We start from the raw sequence: 17,432 nt of genomic DNA, 5'->3' as shown, positions 1-17,432 counted from the left end.
TGAACCCGGTTGAACCTCTCTGTCAGCTCGCTGTGATTGGCAGCTAATTCGCCGACACACCGCGCCGAGTCCCAGGAATAGCCGGGTAGTGGTGCCTATAGTCGAAAAGCCGGTGGACACTTCCCCGATCCCTGCCCAGCTACCGGCTAAGAACTGGGTGAAAAAGAGCCATGATTCGTTTCGACAGCGTCACCAAGGTTTATGACCGGAAAAGCCGTCCCGCGCTGGACAAGGTTTCTCTGGAGATCGACCGTAGCGAATTCGCCTTCCTAGTCGGCGCGTCCGGCTCCGGAAAATCGACGTTTCTCCGTCTGGTCCTCAAAGAAGACAGGGCTTCCAGCGGAGCCGTCTATGTCGCCGGTCAGAACGTCGCTCAGATCTCTTCCTGGCGAGTGCCCAAGCTGCGGCGCGGCATCGGCGTCGTCTTCCAGGACTTCCGCCTGCTCCCACAGAAAACCGTGTTCGCCAATGTGGCCTTTGCCATGCAGGTGATCGGCCGTAATCGTAGCGTGATCCGGGAGACTGTCCCCGAGGTGCTCAAAACCGTCGGCCTCGAAGGCAAAGAGAACCGGATGCCCCATGAGCTCTCCGGCGGCGAGCAGCAGCGAGTGGCGATCGCCCGCGCCGTGGTGAACAAGCCCGGCATCCTGCTGGCCGACGAGCCCACCGGAAACCTGGACCCGGAGACTTCGCTGGGCATTATGAAGGTGCTCGATAAGATCAATCAGAACGGCACCACCGTGGTGATGGCCACCCACGACGACGACATCGTCAATCAATACCGTAAAAGGGTGATTGAACTGCGCAACGGAGTGATCGTCCGCGATGAGGCGAAAGCCCTCTACACCTCGATGATCCCGAAAGTGGAATCAACCGAGGACGCTGCCCGCGCTGAAGCGGAGGGCGAGAAGTGAGACTGGGTTTCATACTGGGCGAGATCGGCTCAGGCTTGCGTCGAAATCTCTCCATGGTTTTCTCGGTCATCTTGGTGACCCTGGTGTCGCTGAGCTTCGTCGGTACCGCCGGTCTGCTACAAGCCCAGATCGCCCAGATGAAGGGTTACTGGTACGACAAAGTCCAGGTCTCCATCTATCTGTGCAACACAAATTCCGGAACTCCGGGCTGCGCCGCAGGAGCGGTCACCGAGGAGCAGCGGAAAAACATCGAGAACATCCTGGGCTCCGGCACGGTGAAACCCGATGTGAAGAGCTTCAGCTATGAGAGCCAGCAAGAGGCGCTCCAGCACTTCCGCGAGCAGTTCAAGAACTCGCCCATCATCGACTCGGTGACTTCGGATCAATTGCCCTCCTCTTATCGGGTAGCCCTGGTGAATCCCGAGCGCTTCCCGGTAATCAGGGAGAACTTCTCTTCGGTGCCCGGAGTGGATCAGGTGGTTGACCAGCGTCAGATTCTGGAGCCCTTCTTCAACGCGATGAACATCGCCACCATCGTCTCGATCGGCGTCGCGGCTCTGATGATTCTCTGCGCGTGGTTGCTGATCGCTACCACGATCAGGCTCTCCGCCTTCAGCCGGCGAAGGGAGACCGGCATCATGCGTCTGGTGGGTGCTTCCAAGGCGGTGATTCAGCTGCCGTTCATTCTGGAAGGGGTGATCGCCGCGCTGATCGGGGCCGCGCTCGCCTGGGTGGTCACCTGGGCGGTGGCGCAGTTCTTCATCGGTGGTTATCTGACCAATACCTTCAGGGATATCGGCTTCATCTCCGGTGTGGACGTCTGGTGGATCGGACCCAGCCTGGTGCTGATCGGCATCGTTCTGGCGGTTATTTCCTCTTGGTTAAGCCTCAGGAAGCACTTGAAGGTTTAGGATGGCTGCAAGAGACGATCGGCTGGGAAGGCTGGACATGCTCACCACTGAAAGCAAGGCACGTACGACGACGGCGCTGCGTCGGGTGCTCAGCCTGAGCGTCACCGCGGGACTCACCGTCGGGCTGATCGTTCCGGTCTTTTTCTCTGCGGTCCCTGCTACCGCTGACAACCTGGACGATCAGGCTAATCAATTACAGCAGCAGGCCGATCAGGTGCAGTCCTCTCTTGAGTTCGTGGACGCCGGAATCGCCAAATCAGCGGCAAACCTCACTCTTTACTCGGGTATGCTGCCAGGCGCTCAGCAGGCACTCGCCGCAGCGCAGAGCCGAGTGGCCACTGCCACCGCACAGGTGGAAGCGCTCGCTGCCAGAGTGGACTTGGCTGAACAGAGCAAGGACAAGATCACCGCCCAGATCGCCGCCGATGAGCAGAAGGTCAAGGAGTCGAAGAAACTCATCGGTCAGATCGCCTCGCAGTCCTATAAAGCCGGGGGGCTCTCCACCAATTTTGCTCTGCTCTTCAGCGCCGGATCCGGTAGTAACCTGGTCAATGGCTTGAGCCTGGCCGATCAGGCGATGCGCAGCCAGACCGCGACACTCAATAAGCTTTCCGAGCAGAATGCCACCAATCTCAATTCTCAGGCTCGGTTGGCCGCGGTGGAAGAAGAGATCAAAGATCTCAAATCAAAAGCCGATGCCGCCTTGATCGCCGAGAAGAACGCACAGGATGAAGCGGCGGCGCAGAAGGTCAAACTGGACAAGCTGGTCGCCGACACCACGGCCTTGAGCAAGGAGCTCAACGCGAAGAAACCGCAGATCCAGGCGAAACTCGCGGCGGTGAAGGCTCAACAAGACAATGTCGCGGCGCAGATCGCTGAACGCGCCCGCAAAGCCCGTGAGGCAGCGGAGGCGGCGGCAAAAGCAGCGGCGGCGGCTCAGGGGAACAACAATTATCAGCCACCGCCCCCCGGCAATCCTTCCGCCTTCGGCTTGGTTTCACCCTTCGCGGGCTTCCCCATCACCTCGGGCTGGGGCTGGCGTTTGACGCCGCCCGGAACCATTGATTTCAATGGCACTGGCTCGTATCTGCATACCGGAATCGATTACGGGGTGCCCTGTGGAACCCCGGTGCGAGCACCCGCGGCAGGGACCGTCGCGGTGGCCGGCTGGCTGAACAACGGCGGCGGCTTTACCGTCCACATCGACCACGGCGTGGTTCAGGGCAATGCTCTGACCACCGTTTATTATCACAATTCCTCGGTGGCGGTCTCGGTCGGCCAGCAGGTCAACCGGGGTGACATCATCGCCTATAGCGGTGGGACTGGTAACTCCACGGGCTGCCACGCTCACTTTGAGACCTGGGTGAACGGCCAACCCGTTGATCCGGCAGGGCTGCTCTGAGCACCTATCCTGTGAGCTGGGAGTAGACTGGTTAATCCATCCGTGAAATGAAGGAGTTCTGCTGTGCCAAAGGAAAGTGGCCGTAAGGTAGTGGCCACCAATCGCAAGGCGCGGCACGACTACCTGATCGGGGATACCTACGAGGCTGGCCTGGCCCTGATGGGGACCGAAGTGAAATCGCTGCGTGAAGGCAAAGCCAATCTGACCGACGGCTTCGCGACCTTCTACGGTGACGAGCTCTGGCTTGAAGCAGTGTACATTCCGGAGTACCTCAACGGTTCCTGGACCAATCACTCGGCTCGCCGTCGTCGTAAATTGCTCTTACACCGCGCCGAATTGATTAAGATCTCGCATAAAACTCGTGAGTCCGGATTCACCATTGTGCCGCTTCAGCTCTACTTCCTGGACGGCCGGGCCAAGGTGGAGATAGCGCTCGCCAAAGGCAAGCGCGAATACGATAAGCGGCAGGCTCTGCGTGAGGCTCAGGATTCCCGCGAAGCCCAACGGGCGATGCGAGAGAAGAACCACGGCTAAATGCCTTCCCTGACGGAGTTCCTCGGTGCCTGGACCTTCGATCCATGGGCCGTTGCCACCGCTCTGATTCTCAGTTCGCTCTATCTCTGGGGAGCCATTTCGCTGAAAGGCCGTTGGCCATTGCGTTCCACCGCGATGTTCCTGCTGCTTGGCGTCGGATCCTACCTCTGGGTCAATTGTGGTTTTCTGGGTAGCTACGCCGTCGAACTACGTTGGGCTTTTTCCCTCAAGCTGGCCTTGCTGCTCTTCGTCGTCCCGCTTTTATTGGCCCTCGGCAAGCCGCTCGGCCTGGCCAGGGCAGCGATTCCTCAGGGGGCGTTGCGTTCCCGGCTCGCTGCATGGTGCCGCTGGCCCTTCAAGATCTTCAGCAATGCCGTGGTGGCGCCACTCCTGGGACTATTGTTGTTCTCCGCCATGCTCACTCCGCTGTCCGGCTTCGTGCGACTCAACTTGCCGCTGGACAATGCGCTCACCGTCTTGATTCCCCTGTTGGGCTTGCTCATGGTACTGCCGGTTACCGAGATCGGCGGCCGGGCGGCGAATGCGCTCATCGTGGTTGAGCTGCTCTTCGCCTTCATCGAGCTTCTGCTGGATGCCATTCCAGGAGTCTTCCTCAGGCTTTCCGGCACCGTGCTGGACGGCGCTGGGCTGGTTTCGGGACAGCACCCGAACTGGTTCCCCAATCCGCTGCGTGATCAGCAATTGGCGGGGGACTGGTTATGGTTCATCGCCGAGGCGGCGGATCTTCCCCTGTTGATCTTGATGTTTATGCGATTCTCTCGAATGGACCAGCGGGAACGCAAGGTTCTCGACGAACTCAGCGACGAGGAGATGGACGCTTTGAATGCCGAGCATTTGCAGCGCTTCCATGGTTCTCAAGGAGCTAAATGACCCGCAAAAGACTTTGGTTGATTATTTCGGCAGCCGTGCTCGCCGTGCTGGTGGCGTTCGCCGTGATCTTCGGGCTGAATGCTTCCGGAATGCTCGGGCCGAACCCGGCAGCGAGCAACAGCGGTTCTTCCAGCAGCCCGGCGCTCAGCCCTTCTTCGCTTCCGGTGAGCAGTTCCGCAACCGCTTCCTCCAGTACGAGCACTTCCAGCGCTCCGACCTCCAGCGCTCCGAGTCAGAGCCCAGCGCAGCTGGCTTTGGCGAAGCTGACCCTGGAGCAAAAAGTAGGCCAGGTGCTGATGGTGTCCTCTCCGGTGGGTGGGGCGGATGCTGACACTCTGGCTGCGCTGCAGACCATGCACATCGGGAATGTTTTCCTCAAAGGCCGCAGCTACGCCGGCAGCCAGGCTGTGGCAACGGTGATCGGTCAACTCAAGTCCACGGTGAACGCCGAGACCACCGGCGGCATCAAGCAATTCGTGGCCACCGATCAGGAGGGCGGCCTGGTCCAGATCATGAACGGTCCGGGTTTCTCCGCGATGCCCTCGGCAATAGAGCAGGCCGCGCTCGGCCCGGTCCAGCTCAAGGCAGAGGCTACTGTCTGGGGCAAGCAATTGGCGGCCGCCGGGGTCAACGTCAACTTTGGTCCGGTGCTGGATACCGTGCCTTCCGCTGCTTTCGCTCCGCAGAACGCGCCGATCGGTCATTTCGGCAGGCAGTACGGTTATACCCCGCAAGCGGTGTCCGGGGCTGGGGTGGCTGCGGCCCTGGGCTTCGCCAGCGGGGGAGTAGCGCCCACCGTCAAGCACTTCCCCGGCTTGGGCAGGGTGACAGCGAACACCGACGTCGCCAGCGGCGTGACCGATTCGACCACGAGCCGGAACGACCCTTATCTGCTGCCCTTCAAGGATGCGGTGAAATCGGGGGTGCGCTGGGTGATGGTTTCCAATGCCCTTTATCCGCGAATCGATGTCAATAACATTGCGCCTTTTTCGCCCGCGGTGATCAACGGAATGCTGCGAGGTGACCTTGGGTTCAGCGGAGTCGTGGTCTCCGACGATATCTGTGACGCCGTGCAGCTCTCTCCGTATCCGGTGAGCGCACGCGGAGCGAACTTCATCGCTGCCGGAGGGACTATGGCGCTGTGTACCAATCAGTCCCTATTGCCGGAGATGTATCAGGGAATTCTGCAACGATCGAAAACCGACCCGGCCTTCGCCAAGCTGGTGGACGCCGCGGCACTGAAGGTGCTGGAAATAAAAGCGCAATCGGGCTTGCTATAGAGAGTGGCTGCCCTGTGGGGTAGAGTTGATTACCTTGATAAATACATAGGGGGATGACAGGTTTCGACGATGTTTGTCGCGACAGGTGAAGCGGGCCGAGGATGCAGGGTTATCTCGTAAACGCTCTCTGTAAACCAATAAGTGCTAACTCAAAACGCACTGACTTCGCTCTCGCTGCCTAAAGTAGCTTGACGGTCCGTCAAACCGGGAATGCTCTCTACCCGGATCTTGGCGTCATTTAGAGAGCCACTGCTTTGTATTGTTGTCGTTGCAATGCAAGGGACTTTTAGACGACTGGGCTTGGCAGCAACTCGTTTGCAAGATTGCTGGAGCCAAGTAGACCGAACGCAAACTGCGCCCGGAGAAGCCCTGACAACACGACATCGGACGGGGGTTCAATTCCCCCCATCTCCACTAAAGAAGGCCCCGGAATCCTCAGGATTCCGGGGCCTTCTGTGTGCTCTCTTGCAGCGGTAACGGCTAGTGAGCAGCGGAAACCGGGTGCACCTCTCCCCGGTGTTACGGCGCCACTTGCTCCGGGGCCAGCGAGTTACCCGGCGCAATGGAGCCGCAGTTATTCGGTGCGCTGGTGCCGGCAAAGCGCTGATCAATCCAGCTCAGTGCTTTGAGATACCAGGGCACCGCTCCGGTGAAGTGCGAGAGCAAGGAGTACTGATCGTATTGAACGGTCGTCCCATCCGCGCAGAACTGCCGTGCCAGGGTTCGCACATCGCCAGCGATCATTACGCCGTCGCCCACGCCGAAGCCAGCTGTACCTTCCAGCACGCCATTGCTGCCCTGCGCGATGAACATTGGGATGGTCGGCGAAGCAGCCTGACCTCGGTTGACCTTATTGACGGCGTCCACGAAGATCTGGATCCGGTTCGGGTTGCTGTACTCCGGCTTTGCCATCTTCTCCCACGTCAAACCCGGGTACTGGGCCAGAGCATTGGAGATCGAAGCGTATTTGAGCTTGGCAAAGACCTGCTGCCCGTAGCTGCTCAAATAGGGAGTGAAGTCGAGATTCATCGCTCTGGCAACCCCGATGATCGCCATTGGTGCCACGCCCGCCCAGACTAAGCTGCCCGAGACGTACTTCAGGTTGTGGGCGGGAGCCACCAGCAGGCCGCCCTCGGCCGCGCCAACCAGATTCTTATTGATATCCGGGGCGTAGCTCGGTGCGAGTTGCGCGGCCCAGCCGGTGGCGATCGCGCCACCCGAGTAGCCCAGCATGGCGATCTTGGTGGTGGATTTCAAGCCCGTTGAAGCGGATTTCAGCGCGGCCCTGGCGGAGTCCAAAGTATAGGTTCCATACGCCGGTCCCGCCGCGAAAACAGCGTCGGGCCCCTCGGTATCCGGCACGATGACGGTGTAGCCCTGAAGCAGCGACGGCGTGATGACGGCGGTTTCACCACTCGCGATCAAGCCGCCCAGGCTGACATCGCCCGCAATGGAACGGGAGGGGCTATCCGCTGGATTCAAGGAATCATAGGCCGATTGATATGAGATGGCCTTGCCTTTGCCCTTACCGGTGTTCAGCAGCGGCGGTTTGATCACCGAGGTCACATTCGCCGAGGGATTGCCGTTGAGATCGGTAGACCTATAGAGCAGTTGTACCGCGGTCAACGGGAGCGGGATGCCCACCGCGTGATAAGTGATCGTCCGGGTCTTCAGGATCGCTCCGGGCGCGAAGGATGACAGTGGGGTGCTACCGGTATAGCTATAGAAAGAATCGGTTGCCGCCGCTCGCGGCATGGAAACGGGGGTCGCTGCGGTTGCAGTGGGAGCTGCTAGGCTGAGAAGCCCGGCGGTTATTCCCAGGCTGGCGAGCACAGCAAGAGGACGAAATGTGAACTTCATTGGTCATACTCCGTGATCATCTGGCTCTGTGATCTAGTTCACAGAGCCTGTGTCAGCGATGTTACTTGTGAGTACGTTGTGTGGCAATGCTCTCTGGCGTGGCGCTTGCTGTGAATGTTCGACGTCGTTCTCTGATCAGCGCCGCTAAACCCCGGTCTTCTCGAACACCTGGTTGACCAGGGCAGTGAGCACTTGCGCCGCCGATTCGTCAACGGTTTCGGCGATCTTGACCGCACCGACGCTGAGATTCCCCTTGACTCCGGCGACGCTCAGAATGGTCAGTGTCTTGCCATTAGGCAGCGATTCGGTGACGATTCCGGCGCTCGAAAGCTCTCCGTTGGTCTTCACCGTAAGTCGTTTGACCGTCGCGTCGATCTGCTGGCCGGCAACGGAGATGCTGAAACTCGGGCAGCTCTCCAAGGAACCCTGAACTTGGCTGACAGCCTTGCTCAGCTGAGCGGCGTCCTTGAAGGACACCGCGGTGATCACGCTGCCATCACTGGCGGAAACCCCACCAGCGAAGCTGCTGCCGGGAACGATCTGACTGTTTTGATTGAGCAGTTCCTGGCATTCCTTGGGGCTCACGACGGTGCTCGCCAGCTGCTGTTTGGCCTGCTGGATTCCTTGATTGAGCTTATCGGTGGGGACGACTTGGAAAGGATTGCCGTTAGCATCCCGCAATGTCGGGATCAGGGCATTGAGCTGCTGGGTGCTGAACAGCTTGTCGGCGGCTGTGGAGGGTGCCTGAGTGCTGCTTCCAGCTGTGGAGGAAGAGGTTCCCTGGGAAGTGGATGCTGAGCTCGAGTTCGAATGCGAGGAGCCTGCCGGATGCTCGGGTGCACTACAAGCGGCTAAGCCCACGATCACTAGGAGCGTCGAAGCGACGACTGCTATTTTTCTCATCTGAATCCTTCGGTCGAATCTGTCCTCAAGGACAGTCTAAGCAGATTAATGCCGTGTCAGTGCAGGCCTCGAAGGTCACCGGACTAGTGCTGAGCGAGCCTTTTGTCATCGCTAAGGGGTAACTTTGTTGACATGCCTACCCCCACATCGCCTCTGACCGGCTATCAACGCAGTGTGCTCTTCGTGGCGATTCTGGCCTCTTTCGTCTCGCTGCTGGATGGCAGCGTGGTGAATCTGGCATTACCCGCCATCACCAGGGAACTAGGTGGCGGGCTGAGCGCGCAGCAGTGGATCGTCGATGCCTATATGCTCACTCTCGGCTCGCTGATTCTGGTCGCGGGCAGTCTCTCTGATCTTTTTGGCCGGGTGCGAATCCTGATCTGGGGGTTGATCGGCTTTGGTGCCACCTCCCTGGTGTGCGGCATCGCCACTAATGACGTGATGCTGATTCTGGCTCGTGGGCTACAAGGAGTTGCTGGTGCTCTTCTGGTTCCCAGTTCGCTGGCTTTGATCATCGCTGCCTTCTCCGGCGCCGCGCAGAGCAAGGCAATCGGGCAGTGGACGGCGTGGACCGGCGCCTCGACACTGATCGCCCCCTTGATCGGCGGAGTGGCAGTGGATTATTTCTCCTGGCGCTTCGTCTTTCTGATCAATATTGTGCCGATCGTGATCTGCCTGCCCATGCTCTTCAGGCTCCGGGGGACAGATGCGCTTCGAGACCGCACCACCAGGGTGGATTACCTGGGGGCCGTGCTGGCGGTCGTCGGGCTGGGCGGCGTGGTGTACGCCATGATCGAGCAGGGCAGCTTCGGTTGGGGCAGTCCCTTGGTACTGCTTCCGCTGGTGATCGGGGCGCTCGCTCTGCTGGGCTTTGTGATTCATGAGCGTCGGACCGCGCAGCCGATGATGCCGCTGGCCCTGTTCTCGATCCGCAATTTCTGGGTGGGCAATATCTCTACCCTCTTCATTTACGGGGCGCTCTCCCTGGGTTTCTTCGCGCTAGGCCTCTATCTGCAGCAGGTGGCCCAGCTGAGTGCCACCATCGCTGGAATCGCCATGCTTCCTTCGACCGTGCTGATGCTCTTGCTCTCCTCGTGGTTCGGCGCTCTCGCTGGACGCTTCGGGCCGCGGCTCTTCATGGCGATAGGGCCGATCGTCGCGGGTGGCGGATTTCTCTGCCTGCTGAGCCTTTCCGAAGAGTTCAACTACTGGTGGCAGGTGCTTCCTGGAATCCTGCTCTTCGGCTTGGGTCTCGCCATCACGGTGGCTCCGCTCACCTCGGCGATCCTGGGCTCGGTAAGCGCCGATCGGGCGGGAATCGGCTCGGCGGTGAACAACGCCGTCGCCCGGATAGCCGGTCTGGTCACCGTCGCTCTCGCGGGTGCCCTGATGGGGGGCATGTTGAGTACCGAGAGCACCAGGCTGGTCAGCGTGGTCACTGCAGCGCTGCTGATCGGCGGAGGGGTGATCTCGGCGATCGGCATCCAGAACCAGAGGTCCGGGAAGCAGTTGTCGGACTCTCCTCAAACCATTCCTCCGGAATAGCCGGTATTCCAGGTTGGAAAGGAGTCCTCCGCAGGGTTGCTAGGATTTTAGCTATGCAGAAGCCAGGGGAGCGGACTCAGGTGAACCAAGCCTTGACGGGGATCAATGGCGTGATCGCCTTCATCCTTGAGGTGGCGATGCTCGTTGCGTTCTTCTTCTGGGGATTCCGCAGTTTCCCCGCGCCGTGGGGAGTGTTGCTCGGAATCCTGGTTCCGCTCGTGGTTGTGGTTCTCTGGTCCTACCTGATGGCCCCTAAGGCGAAACGGCGGCTTTCCTGGCCTGCCCAGCCCCTACTGGCTCTGCTGCTCTTCGTACTGGCTGGACTCGGGCTGATCGTGGTGAAACTGACCCTTCCAGGCGTCATCTTGATGGTCTTGGCTGTGCTCAATGCAGCCCTGAGCTTCTATCTCCACCGGGGCTCAGGAACCCAGCAGCAGCCCCAAGTAGGCAAAGCCAAGCCCGAGCAGCACATTCAGCGCGACGTTCAGCCCGGCGACGATTCTGCGGCCCTCCCACCAGAGCCCAACAGTTGAGACCGCGAAGGAACTGAAGGTGGTCAGACCTCCGGCGAGGCCGGTGGCAATGGCGGTGTGCCATTCCTCGGACAGCCCGGAGTGTGCTGCCAGCCCGCCGGCCAAGCCGATGATGAAGCTCCCGACGGCGTTCACCAGCAGGGTAGCTAGAGGTAAGTGCTGAGGGCTCCCGGGAGCAAAACGCCCGATATGAGCGAACACGGTGTCCGCGCAGAAGCGCAGCAGAGCCCCGATCATGCCCGCTAGGCCGACCAACAGCGCCGTCGTCATGCTCGGCTCCCTTCGCTGCGCGGCCAGCGCTCTCCCAATCGCAAGCCAAGCCAGGCCGCGAACAACCCTGCCAGCAAGGTCAGACCCAGATAGAGCACCCAGAGCGTGGTCTGCCCCGTTGCGGCGAAATGATCAATGGCATAGACCACGGCGGAGAAGGTGGTGAAGGAACCCAATAGACCCGGGCCGAATGCCGCCCGGATCCACCAGCGAACTGTGCGTCGAGCCCAATATCCGGTCAGCGCGCCGAGACTCAGCGAACCGACGACATTGATCAGCAAGGTGGTGAAGGGGAACGACGTGGCGCTTTCCGGAAAGATCAAACCCAGGGAATAGCGAAGTTCGCTGCCGATGATTCCGGCGATCGCCACACTGAGCCAGGCGGAAAACGGCGGCCAAGGGGTTGGTGAAGTCATCGAGTCGGAGCCGAACCTTCATCCACCGTGCAACCGTCATGCACTCCAACGTCCTGCACCCACAGGGCTTCGCCGATTTCGTCGCTCAGATCGAGCTCCCTGTGCTGCGCCGAATCGCCCAGTCGGACGATCAGCGAGCCGCCGAAGGGTTTGCGGCCCACCACCTCCACCGCGGCGTCGAGTTCAATGCGTTCTTCATCCAGGTACCTGAGCAATTGGGGGTTTTCATCACTGATCCTGATGATTTCACCCCGATGCCCGGCGTCGAGTTCGACCAGTCGGTGCGCCTGCGGCAAGTTGATCTTGCCGTCCGGACCGGGAATCGGATCGCCGTGCGGATCGCGGGTGGGGTGCCCGAGCTTCTCGGAGAGCCGCTCGATGAAGGTATCGGAAACAGCGTGTTCCAGAAGTTCGGCTTCGTCGTGCACCTGATCCCAGCGATAGCCCAGTTCTTGGGCCAGGTAAGTCTCCAGCAGTCGGTGCCGCCGCACCATCGCGAGAGCGAGGGAGAGCCCTTGAGAGGTCAAGGTGATGCTGCTGTAGGGCTGATGATCAACCAAGCCCAGATCTTTGAGCTTGCGAACCATTTCGGAGACCGAGGAGTTCGCCACCCCGAGACGAGTGGCCAGCTGGGAGGAATTGATGGGTTTGTCCTGCCACTCCGTATAGGCGTAGATGACCTTCACGTAGTCTTCGACACTCGAGGAGGTGGGCTTCACAACTTCCACAATACCTGGCCTTAGTAGCTGTTTTGAGCTTGAACTATTCCGCGCCGCTCAGGGTCAAGTAGATCAAGACCAGGTTGAGTGCCACGATCAGCACCGTGCTGAGAATGGCGGCCAGCCGTAACGGCAGGCCATCCCGGTGCTCGCCCATCAGCTTCCGGTCCGAGGTCAATCTGAGTAGCGGGATCAGCGCGAAGGGAATGCCGAAGCTCAGCGCCATCTGACTGATCACCAGGGCCCACGTGGGATCAACTCCAATGCTGAGCAGGACCAACGCAGGAATCAGACTGATCACTCGACGCAGTAGCAGCGGGACCTTGAACTTGAGCAGTCCGGACATCACGGTAGCTCCTGCGTAGCATCCCACCGAGGTTGAAGCCAGGCCGGAGGCGAGTAGGCCGATGCCGAAGACCGTGGCGACCACCGGCCCCAAGGAATGGGAGATGGCCTGGTGCGCGCCCTCGATGGTGTCGGTGCCTTCCACTCCGCGAAGCGTGGAAGCTGCCAGTAGCAGCATGCCGATATTGACTGAGCCGGCAAGCAAAAGAGCCACCACGACATCGACCCGGGTCGCCTTGATGAGGCGGCGCAGCAGATTCGGGCTGAACTCCTCAACGGCTGAATGTCCGTCGCTGCCAGAAGGGCTGAGCTTCAACGGGCGGTGCCGATCCCGAGCCAGTGCGGAATGCAGATAGATGGCGTGCGGCATCACGGTGGCGCCGAGCATACTGGCGGCGAGCAGCACCGATTCCGATCCCTCAAAGCGGGGGAGCAGGCCAGCTGCGGCGTCTGCGGGATTCGGTGGATTGATCACTAGTCCGAAGAGGAAGCCCACGGTGATCACCAGGAGCAGGAAGACGATGACCGACTCAAAGGGGCGTTGCCCGAAGCGGTTCTGCACCGCGAGCATGGCCATTGAAATCAGGCCGACGATCAACCCGCCGAGTGGCAGCGGCAGGTGGAACAGCAGATTGAGCGCGATGGCACCTCCGATCACCTCGGCCAGATCGGTGGCCATCGCCACCAGTTCGGCCTGCAGCCAGAAGGCCCTGCGGCCGAGCGGGCGTAGCCGTTCTCCGAGGATCTCCGGCAGGGATTTACCGGTCACCAGGCCCAGTTTGGCCGATTGATATTGGATCAGCATGGCCATCACATTGGCCGCTACCAGAACCCAGACCAGCAGGAAACCGAATTTCGCCCCGCTGGTCAGATTAGCGGCTACATTGCCGGGGTCCACATAGGCGATCGCAGCGACAAAGGCGGGGCCGAGCAGTAGAAGCAGCCGGGCTGAGCCGAACTTACTGCCGCCGAGTTTTGGCTGAGCCATCGCATTCGTCATATCGGGTCTCCTGTAGAAAAAGTTTCGGTCCACCTAAATAGTAGGATGTGCGGCGAGATAGCGCAATGGCTCAGCTTCCGGAGCTAGCCTCGTGTCCTCCGGATGAGAGCTTTCCGGTTCGCGATAGCCCAACGACATCGGGATACCTGATTGACAGCGCAATAAGGTATCCCAAGGTTGTAAAGCTATCCCGATAAGACAAATTGCGGGGCTGCGGGGCTCAGCTTGGCTGAGGACGACGTCGTGGTGTGGCTTGTGGAACATACTTGGCTGCCACGATATCCGCACACTGGATCACTACGACGCTGTGCTTGGTCTCCACCGTTATGCTCTGCGCATCCTTCGACAACAGCATTCCTAAGGCGTCGGTTAAAGGCCGCGTTCCGTTGATGCGATAGCGCATCAATGATTCTGCTGCTGGGTCCAAGGCTTTCGGGAAGAGGCGCTCCTTCATGCCTGTGTGCCTTTGTGCCTGTGGTCGGTTGTGCGGCTCTTTGCGGCGTTCGCGATGGTTCAACGACCTTGGGGATAGCCCATTGTAGGGTCAGAAAGCTATCGCGACGTCGTTGGGCTATCGCGGACCAAAGCTCCGGCATCGGCTTGGACGCCTTCAGACCTTATGAGCCCGCCAAGCCAGGGTGAGATAAGGCAGTTCCACGCTCTGGCCGTGGCGATAGGCCAGATGCTCGAAGAGATACCAGTCCAGGTTGTTCAGCACTCTGGCACGATTTTGCTCGGAGGCCCGCAAATAGTAGCTGCGTGACTTCACCAGCTCGATCAGTTCCGCCGGAGTCAGCTGCTGCGACCAATGGGATAAATGAGGTTCCGGGGCAGAGAATTGCTCGCCGAGAGCTGGCACCGCTTCGGGGCGATGCACATCGCCGGCATGCATGATCCGCGAGAGCCGGTGCACCCACGGTATCCGGACATCGAGTTGATTCCAGATCAGCCCTAATCTGCCGCCGGGGCGCAGCACCCGGCCGATCCGCCGACTTGCGGCTGGGGCGTCGAACCAATGCCAAGCCTGAGCGACGAAAACCGCATCGACGCTTTCCTCGGCCGCCGGGAAGTCCTCTGCGCTGCCAACGATGGTCGATACCTCGGGGAACCTGCTGTTAAGCTGCGCGAGCATATCCTCCGAGGGATCGACGGCGGTCACCTGCAGCCCGCGTTCCACCAGTCGTTCAGTGAATTTGCCGGTCCCGGCGCCGAGATCGAGCACTCTATGGGCGCTGCTGGGAATCAGCCAGTCCGCGGCATGCTGCGGATAGCCCGGGCGGACCCGCTCATAGAGCTCACCGCCGCTACGGAAGGCGGAGGCGAGCTCCTCTCGACGTTGCTGCAGCAGCTTGGGACCGTCGCTGGTTTTGTTCATGGGCACCTCCGGGACACCCCTCAAGAATATCCCGGAGGCTGCATCAATCCGTCACGATGCAGGGCGCCGCTCCTGCGGTTCCCGGGGTATTAGGCGCCCAGGAGGGGAAGACCCTGAAATCGTTGACCGGAACCCAGCGACCGCTCTCAATGAGATAGTCGCCTTGGGGCCCATCCTCGACCAGTTGGCTGATTCCGGTGATCAGCCGTTGCGCGTCCTCGATGCCGGAGCCGAGTCCGAAGCTGGCTCGCAGCGAGCCGGTGGGCAGCCCGAGGCGTCGCAGCAGGGGATGCGCGCAGAACCGTCCGTCCCGCACGCCTACCCCGAACTCGGCGGATAAATAAGCCGCCACCAAACCGGAGTCATAGCCGGAAACCGAGAAGTTGACCACACCGATGCTGCCGCTGCCCGGATAGCTCCCCGAATCGCTGAACAAATGATGCACTGTCACTCCGGGGATCCGTTCCAAGCCGTCGATCAGAAACTCTCGGAGCGTGCTTTCATGGTGCTGCCAGGTCTCTTGATCGAGCGAGGCAATCACTTCGGCAGCGCGGGCCAGCGTGGCTGCCCCCAGTACATTAGGAGTGCCACCTTCATGTCTCGCCGGACCTTCGGCCCAACTCACGGCGTCCAGTCGCACCTCCTTGACCGCTCCGCCGCCCAGCAGCAGAGGCACCCCGGAATCTAGCCAATCCGGGCGCCCCACCAGCACTCCGGAACCGAAGGGCGCGTAGAGCTTATGGCCGGAAAAGGCCAAGTAGTCGATGCCCCAGCCGCTGACGTCGATCGCCCGATGCGGGGCAAGCTGCGCCGCATCCACCACGATCCGAGCACCGTGCCGATGCGCCAGAGCAGCGAGTTCGGCGACCGGCAGCACTTCACCGGTGACATTGGAAGCGCCGGTGACCGCGAGCAGCGAGACACCGCCGAGCTCGAATTCTTCTTCTAGGATCTCCAGGGTCTGTGCGATCGACTCGCCCGCTAAGACGCTTCGGTGCGGCACGTTCTGCCAGGGCAAGAGGTTAGCGTGGTGTTCGATATCGAGATACAGCACGTCGCCTTGGGCCGGAAGGCAACGGGCTAGCAGATTCAAGGCGTCCGTGGTGTTACGGGTGAAGATCACTGCGTCGTCGGCCCTGGCACGGACGAAGTTCCGCACGATGTGCCGGGCGTTCTCATAGACCGAGGTGCTGATCTGGGAGGAATAGCCCGCCCCGCGGTGAACGCTCGCGTAGTAGGGCAGGATCTCTTGGAGATAATTGGCCACCGCCGAGAGCGCGGGAGCCGAGGCAGCATAGTCTAGATTGACGTAGCGGACGTCGCCACCCTGCACCAAGGGAGCCCGGAGTTCGGCACCCACGACGGGCAAAAGGGCCTGCAGCGATTTTCTAGGGGTGATATACGTGACAGTGCTCATCTGATCCTCCACGAAGAGGACCCCGGTCATCACAACGGGAGTCCGCGCTTGCCAGAATCTTTTGATCTGGCCAGGTCGTCACCCGGGGCACCCCACCGCGAATGGAGGGTTGCCGGCCAGCAAACCGGGGTTTAACGCTGGCACTCGTGACCTCTTTCAAGCCTAGGCCAATTCGGCAGAGCACCGTGCTGTATTACGTAATACAGTTGGGCCGTCAGAGTAGCTGGGATGCCGGCGGCGCTTCGCCCCCCCCGTCGGAGGCAAGGATCAGAGTAAATCGTCCAGCTCGGGGTTGAGTAAGCGCAGGGTCTCCGAGTGCAGGATGCCGTTGCTGGCCAGAGCATTGCCGCCGAACGGCCCGTCAGCCCCTTCCAGAGAAGTGAATCGCCCGCCCGCTTCGGTCACGATCGGCACCAGCGCTGCCATATCGTAAAGGTTCAGCGATGGTTCGCAGGCGATGTCCACTGCGCCTTCAGCCACCAGGCAGTATGACCAGAAATCACCGTAAGCCCGGCTGCGCCAGGTGGCGTCTAAAAGCTCGATGAACTGCTCCAGATTGCCGCGCTCTCTCCAGCCGCCGAGCGAAGAATATGAAACGGACGCATCTTGCAGCCGGGAGACGTTTGAGACCCTCAGCCGGCTGGCGGCGGCGAGTGATTTACCGGTGAAGGCCCCGGTGCCCTTCGACGCCCACCAACGTTTACCCAGTGCTGGGGCACTGACCACTCCCACGACGGGCACACCTTCATCGACCAGCGAGATCAGAGTCGCCCAGACTGGAACTCCGCGAATGAAGTTCTTGGTGCCGTCGATCGGGTCGATGATCCAACGCCGTGCGCCGTGCCCAGTGCTGCCGAACTCTTCGCCCAGTACCGCATCGCGGGGGCGGGCCCGGGCCAGCTGGTTCCTGATGGCATCCTCTGCGGCTTTATCGGCATCGGTCACCGGAGTGAGGTCCGGTTTGGTCTCAATGGTCAGATCGAGGGCTTTGAACCGGCTCATGGTTTGCGCGTCCACGGAATCGGCCAGCACATGAGCCAAACGAAGATCGTCGTTATAGCCCTGAAGGTGCATTGTCATGCCAACACGCTATCCCGAGATGCCGAGGATTTGCCGT

At 60.5% G+C, this 17,432-nt stretch carries 18 protein-coding genes, 1 other RNA gene and 1 riboswitch; of the genes, 9 read left to right on the top strand and 10 right to left on the bottom strand.

What is annotated here, in order from left to right; translation table 11 throughout:
- The first annotated feature begins 170 nt into the window (after positions 1 to 170).
- The 7 genes from ftsE to ssrA all read left to right on the top strand — a co-directional run bounded on the left by ftsE (position 171) and on the right by ssrA (position 6,349).
- A complete protein-coding gene (gene ftsE, locus ABDK06_RS03070; RefSeq protein ID WP_394938791.1) occupies positions 171 to 914 on the top strand; it encodes a cell division ATP-binding protein FtsE in 744 nt (247 codons plus the stop codon).
- On the top strand, positions 911 to 1,825 hold the full coding sequence (gene ftsX, locus ABDK06_RS03065; protein WP_394938789.1) for a permease-like cell division protein FtsX: 915 nt from the start codon (positions 911 to 913) through the stop codon (positions 1,823 to 1,825). Before ftsE ends, ftsX begins: the two co-directional genes overlap by 4 nt.
- A 1-nt stretch (position 1,826) precedes the next feature.
- Positions 1,827 to 3,227, top strand: a complete 1,401-nt coding sequence (locus tag ABDK06_RS03060; protein ID WP_394938787.1) for a peptidoglycan DD-metalloendopeptidase family protein — start codon at positions 1,827 to 1,829, stop codon at positions 3,225 to 3,227.
- A 63-nt stretch (positions 3,228 to 3,290) separates the two neighbouring features.
- On the top strand, positions 3,291 to 3,761 hold the full coding sequence (gene smpB / locus ABDK06_RS03055; RefSeq protein ID WP_394938785.1) for an SsrA-binding protein SmpB: 471 nt from the start codon (positions 3,291 to 3,293) through the stop codon (positions 3,759 to 3,761).
- The gene (locus tag ABDK06_RS03050) at positions 3,762 to 4,652 is read left to right on the top strand and encodes a cytochrome c oxidase assembly protein (protein ID WP_394938783.1); all 891 of its coding nucleotides are present in this window, start codon (positions 3,762 to 3,764) and stop codon (positions 4,650 to 4,652) included.
- A complete protein-coding gene (locus ABDK06_RS03045; RefSeq protein WP_394938781.1) occupies positions 4,649 to 5,932 on the top strand; it encodes a glycoside hydrolase family 3 N-terminal domain-containing protein in 1,284 nt (427 codons plus the stop codon). Before ABDK06_RS03050 ends, ABDK06_RS03045 begins: the two co-directional genes overlap by 4 nt.
- Before the next feature lie 49 nt (positions 5,933 to 5,981).
- Positions 5,982 to 6,349, top strand: a transfer-messenger RNA (tmRNA) gene (ssrA, locus tag ABDK06_RS03040).
- A 102-nt stretch (positions 6,350 to 6,451) separates the two neighbouring features.
- Here ssrA and ABDK06_RS03035 read toward each other — a convergent pair.
- Together ABDK06_RS03035 and ABDK06_RS03030 are read right to left on the bottom strand one after the other, a co-directional pair.
- Entirely contained in the window at positions 6,452 to 7,792 is a 1,341-nt protein-coding gene (locus tag ABDK06_RS03035; RefSeq protein ID WP_394938779.1) for a lipase family protein, read from the bottom strand.
- A gap of 144 nt (positions 7,793 to 7,936) precedes the next feature.
- Positions 7,937 to 8,695, bottom strand: coding sequence for a hypothetical protein (locus ABDK06_RS03030; RefSeq protein WP_394938777.1), 759 nt, complete (start codon positions 8,693 to 8,695; stop codon positions 7,937 to 7,939).
- 132 nt (positions 8,696 to 8,827) lie between these two features.
- Between ABDK06_RS03030 and ABDK06_RS03025 the strand changes: the two genes are divergently transcribed.
- The gene (locus ABDK06_RS03025) at positions 8,828 to 10,240 is read left to right on the top strand and encodes an MFS transporter (RefSeq protein ID WP_394938775.1); all 1,413 of its coding nucleotides are present in this window, start codon (positions 8,828 to 8,830) and stop codon (positions 10,238 to 10,240) included.
- A 53-nt stretch (positions 10,241 to 10,293) separates the two neighbouring features.
- On the top strand, positions 10,294 to 10,773 hold the full coding sequence (locus tag ABDK06_RS03020; protein ID WP_394938773.1) for a YrdB family protein: 480 nt from the start codon (positions 10,294 to 10,296) through the stop codon (positions 10,771 to 10,773).
- Here the strand turns inward: ABDK06_RS03020 and ABDK06_RS03015 are convergent.
- From ABDK06_RS03015 to hisN, 8 genes are all read right to left on the bottom strand, one after another.
- Entirely contained in the window at positions 10,660 to 11,043 is a 384-nt protein-coding gene (locus ABDK06_RS03015) for a fluoride efflux transporter FluC (RefSeq protein WP_394938771.1), read from the bottom strand. The genes ABDK06_RS03020 and ABDK06_RS03015 overlap by 114 nt on opposite strands.
- Positions 11,040 to 11,459, bottom strand: a complete 420-nt coding sequence (locus ABDK06_RS03010) for a fluoride efflux transporter FluC (protein ID WP_394938769.1) — start codon at positions 11,457 to 11,459, stop codon at positions 11,040 to 11,042. Before ABDK06_RS03010 ends, ABDK06_RS03015 begins: the two co-directional genes overlap by 4 nt.
- On the bottom strand, positions 11,456 to 12,187 hold the full coding sequence (locus tag ABDK06_RS03005; RefSeq protein ID WP_394938768.1) for a metal-dependent transcriptional regulator: 732 nt from the start codon (positions 12,185 to 12,187) through the stop codon (positions 11,456 to 11,458). Before ABDK06_RS03005 ends, ABDK06_RS03010 begins: the two co-directional genes overlap by 4 nt.
- A gap of 34 nt (positions 12,188 to 12,221) precedes the next feature.
- Positions 12,222 to 13,523, bottom strand: a complete 1,302-nt coding sequence (locus ABDK06_RS03000; protein WP_394938767.1) for an Nramp family divalent metal transporter — start codon at positions 13,521 to 13,523, stop codon at positions 12,222 to 12,224.
- A gap of 220 nt (positions 13,524 to 13,743) precedes the next feature.
- Positions 13,744 to 13,977, bottom strand: a complete 234-nt coding sequence (locus ABDK06_RS02995) for a putative acetyltransferase (RefSeq protein ID WP_394938765.1) — start codon at positions 13,975 to 13,977, stop codon at positions 13,744 to 13,746.
- A gap of 156 nt (positions 13,978 to 14,133) precedes the next feature.
- Positions 14,134 to 14,898: a class I SAM-dependent methyltransferase gene (locus ABDK06_RS02990; RefSeq protein WP_394938763.1), complete on the bottom strand. Its 765-nt coding sequence runs from the start codon at positions 14,896 to 14,898 to the stop codon at positions 14,134 to 14,136.
- Between the two features lie 43 nt (positions 14,899 to 14,941).
- Positions 14,942 to 16,315 carry an aminotransferase class V-fold PLP-dependent enzyme gene (locus ABDK06_RS02985; RefSeq protein WP_394938761.1) on the bottom strand — a complete coding sequence of 458 codons (1,374 nt, stop codon included), beginning with the start codon at positions 16,313 to 16,315 and terminating at the stop codon, positions 14,942 to 14,944.
- Positions 16,316 to 16,354: 39 nt separating this feature from the next.
- Positions 16,355 to 16,467: riboswitch (SAM riboswitch) on the bottom strand.
- Between the two features lie 115 nt (positions 16,468 to 16,582).
- Complete coding sequence (gene hisN, locus ABDK06_RS02980; protein ID WP_394938759.1) at positions 16,583 to 17,395, bottom strand: histidinol-phosphatase; 813 nt, start codon at positions 17,393 to 17,395, stop codon at positions 16,583 to 16,585.
- Between the last annotated feature and the right edge of the window lie 37 nt (positions 17,396 to 17,432).

It is taken from the genome of Psychromicrobium ferritrahens (assembly GCF_043789415.1).
In the GTDB taxonomy this organism is placed as follows: domain Bacteria; phylum Actinomycetota; class Actinomycetes; order Actinomycetales; family Micrococcaceae; genus Renibacterium.
Note: the sequence above shows the minus strand (reverse complement) of the source record. Positions and strands in the feature narration are given on the sequence as shown.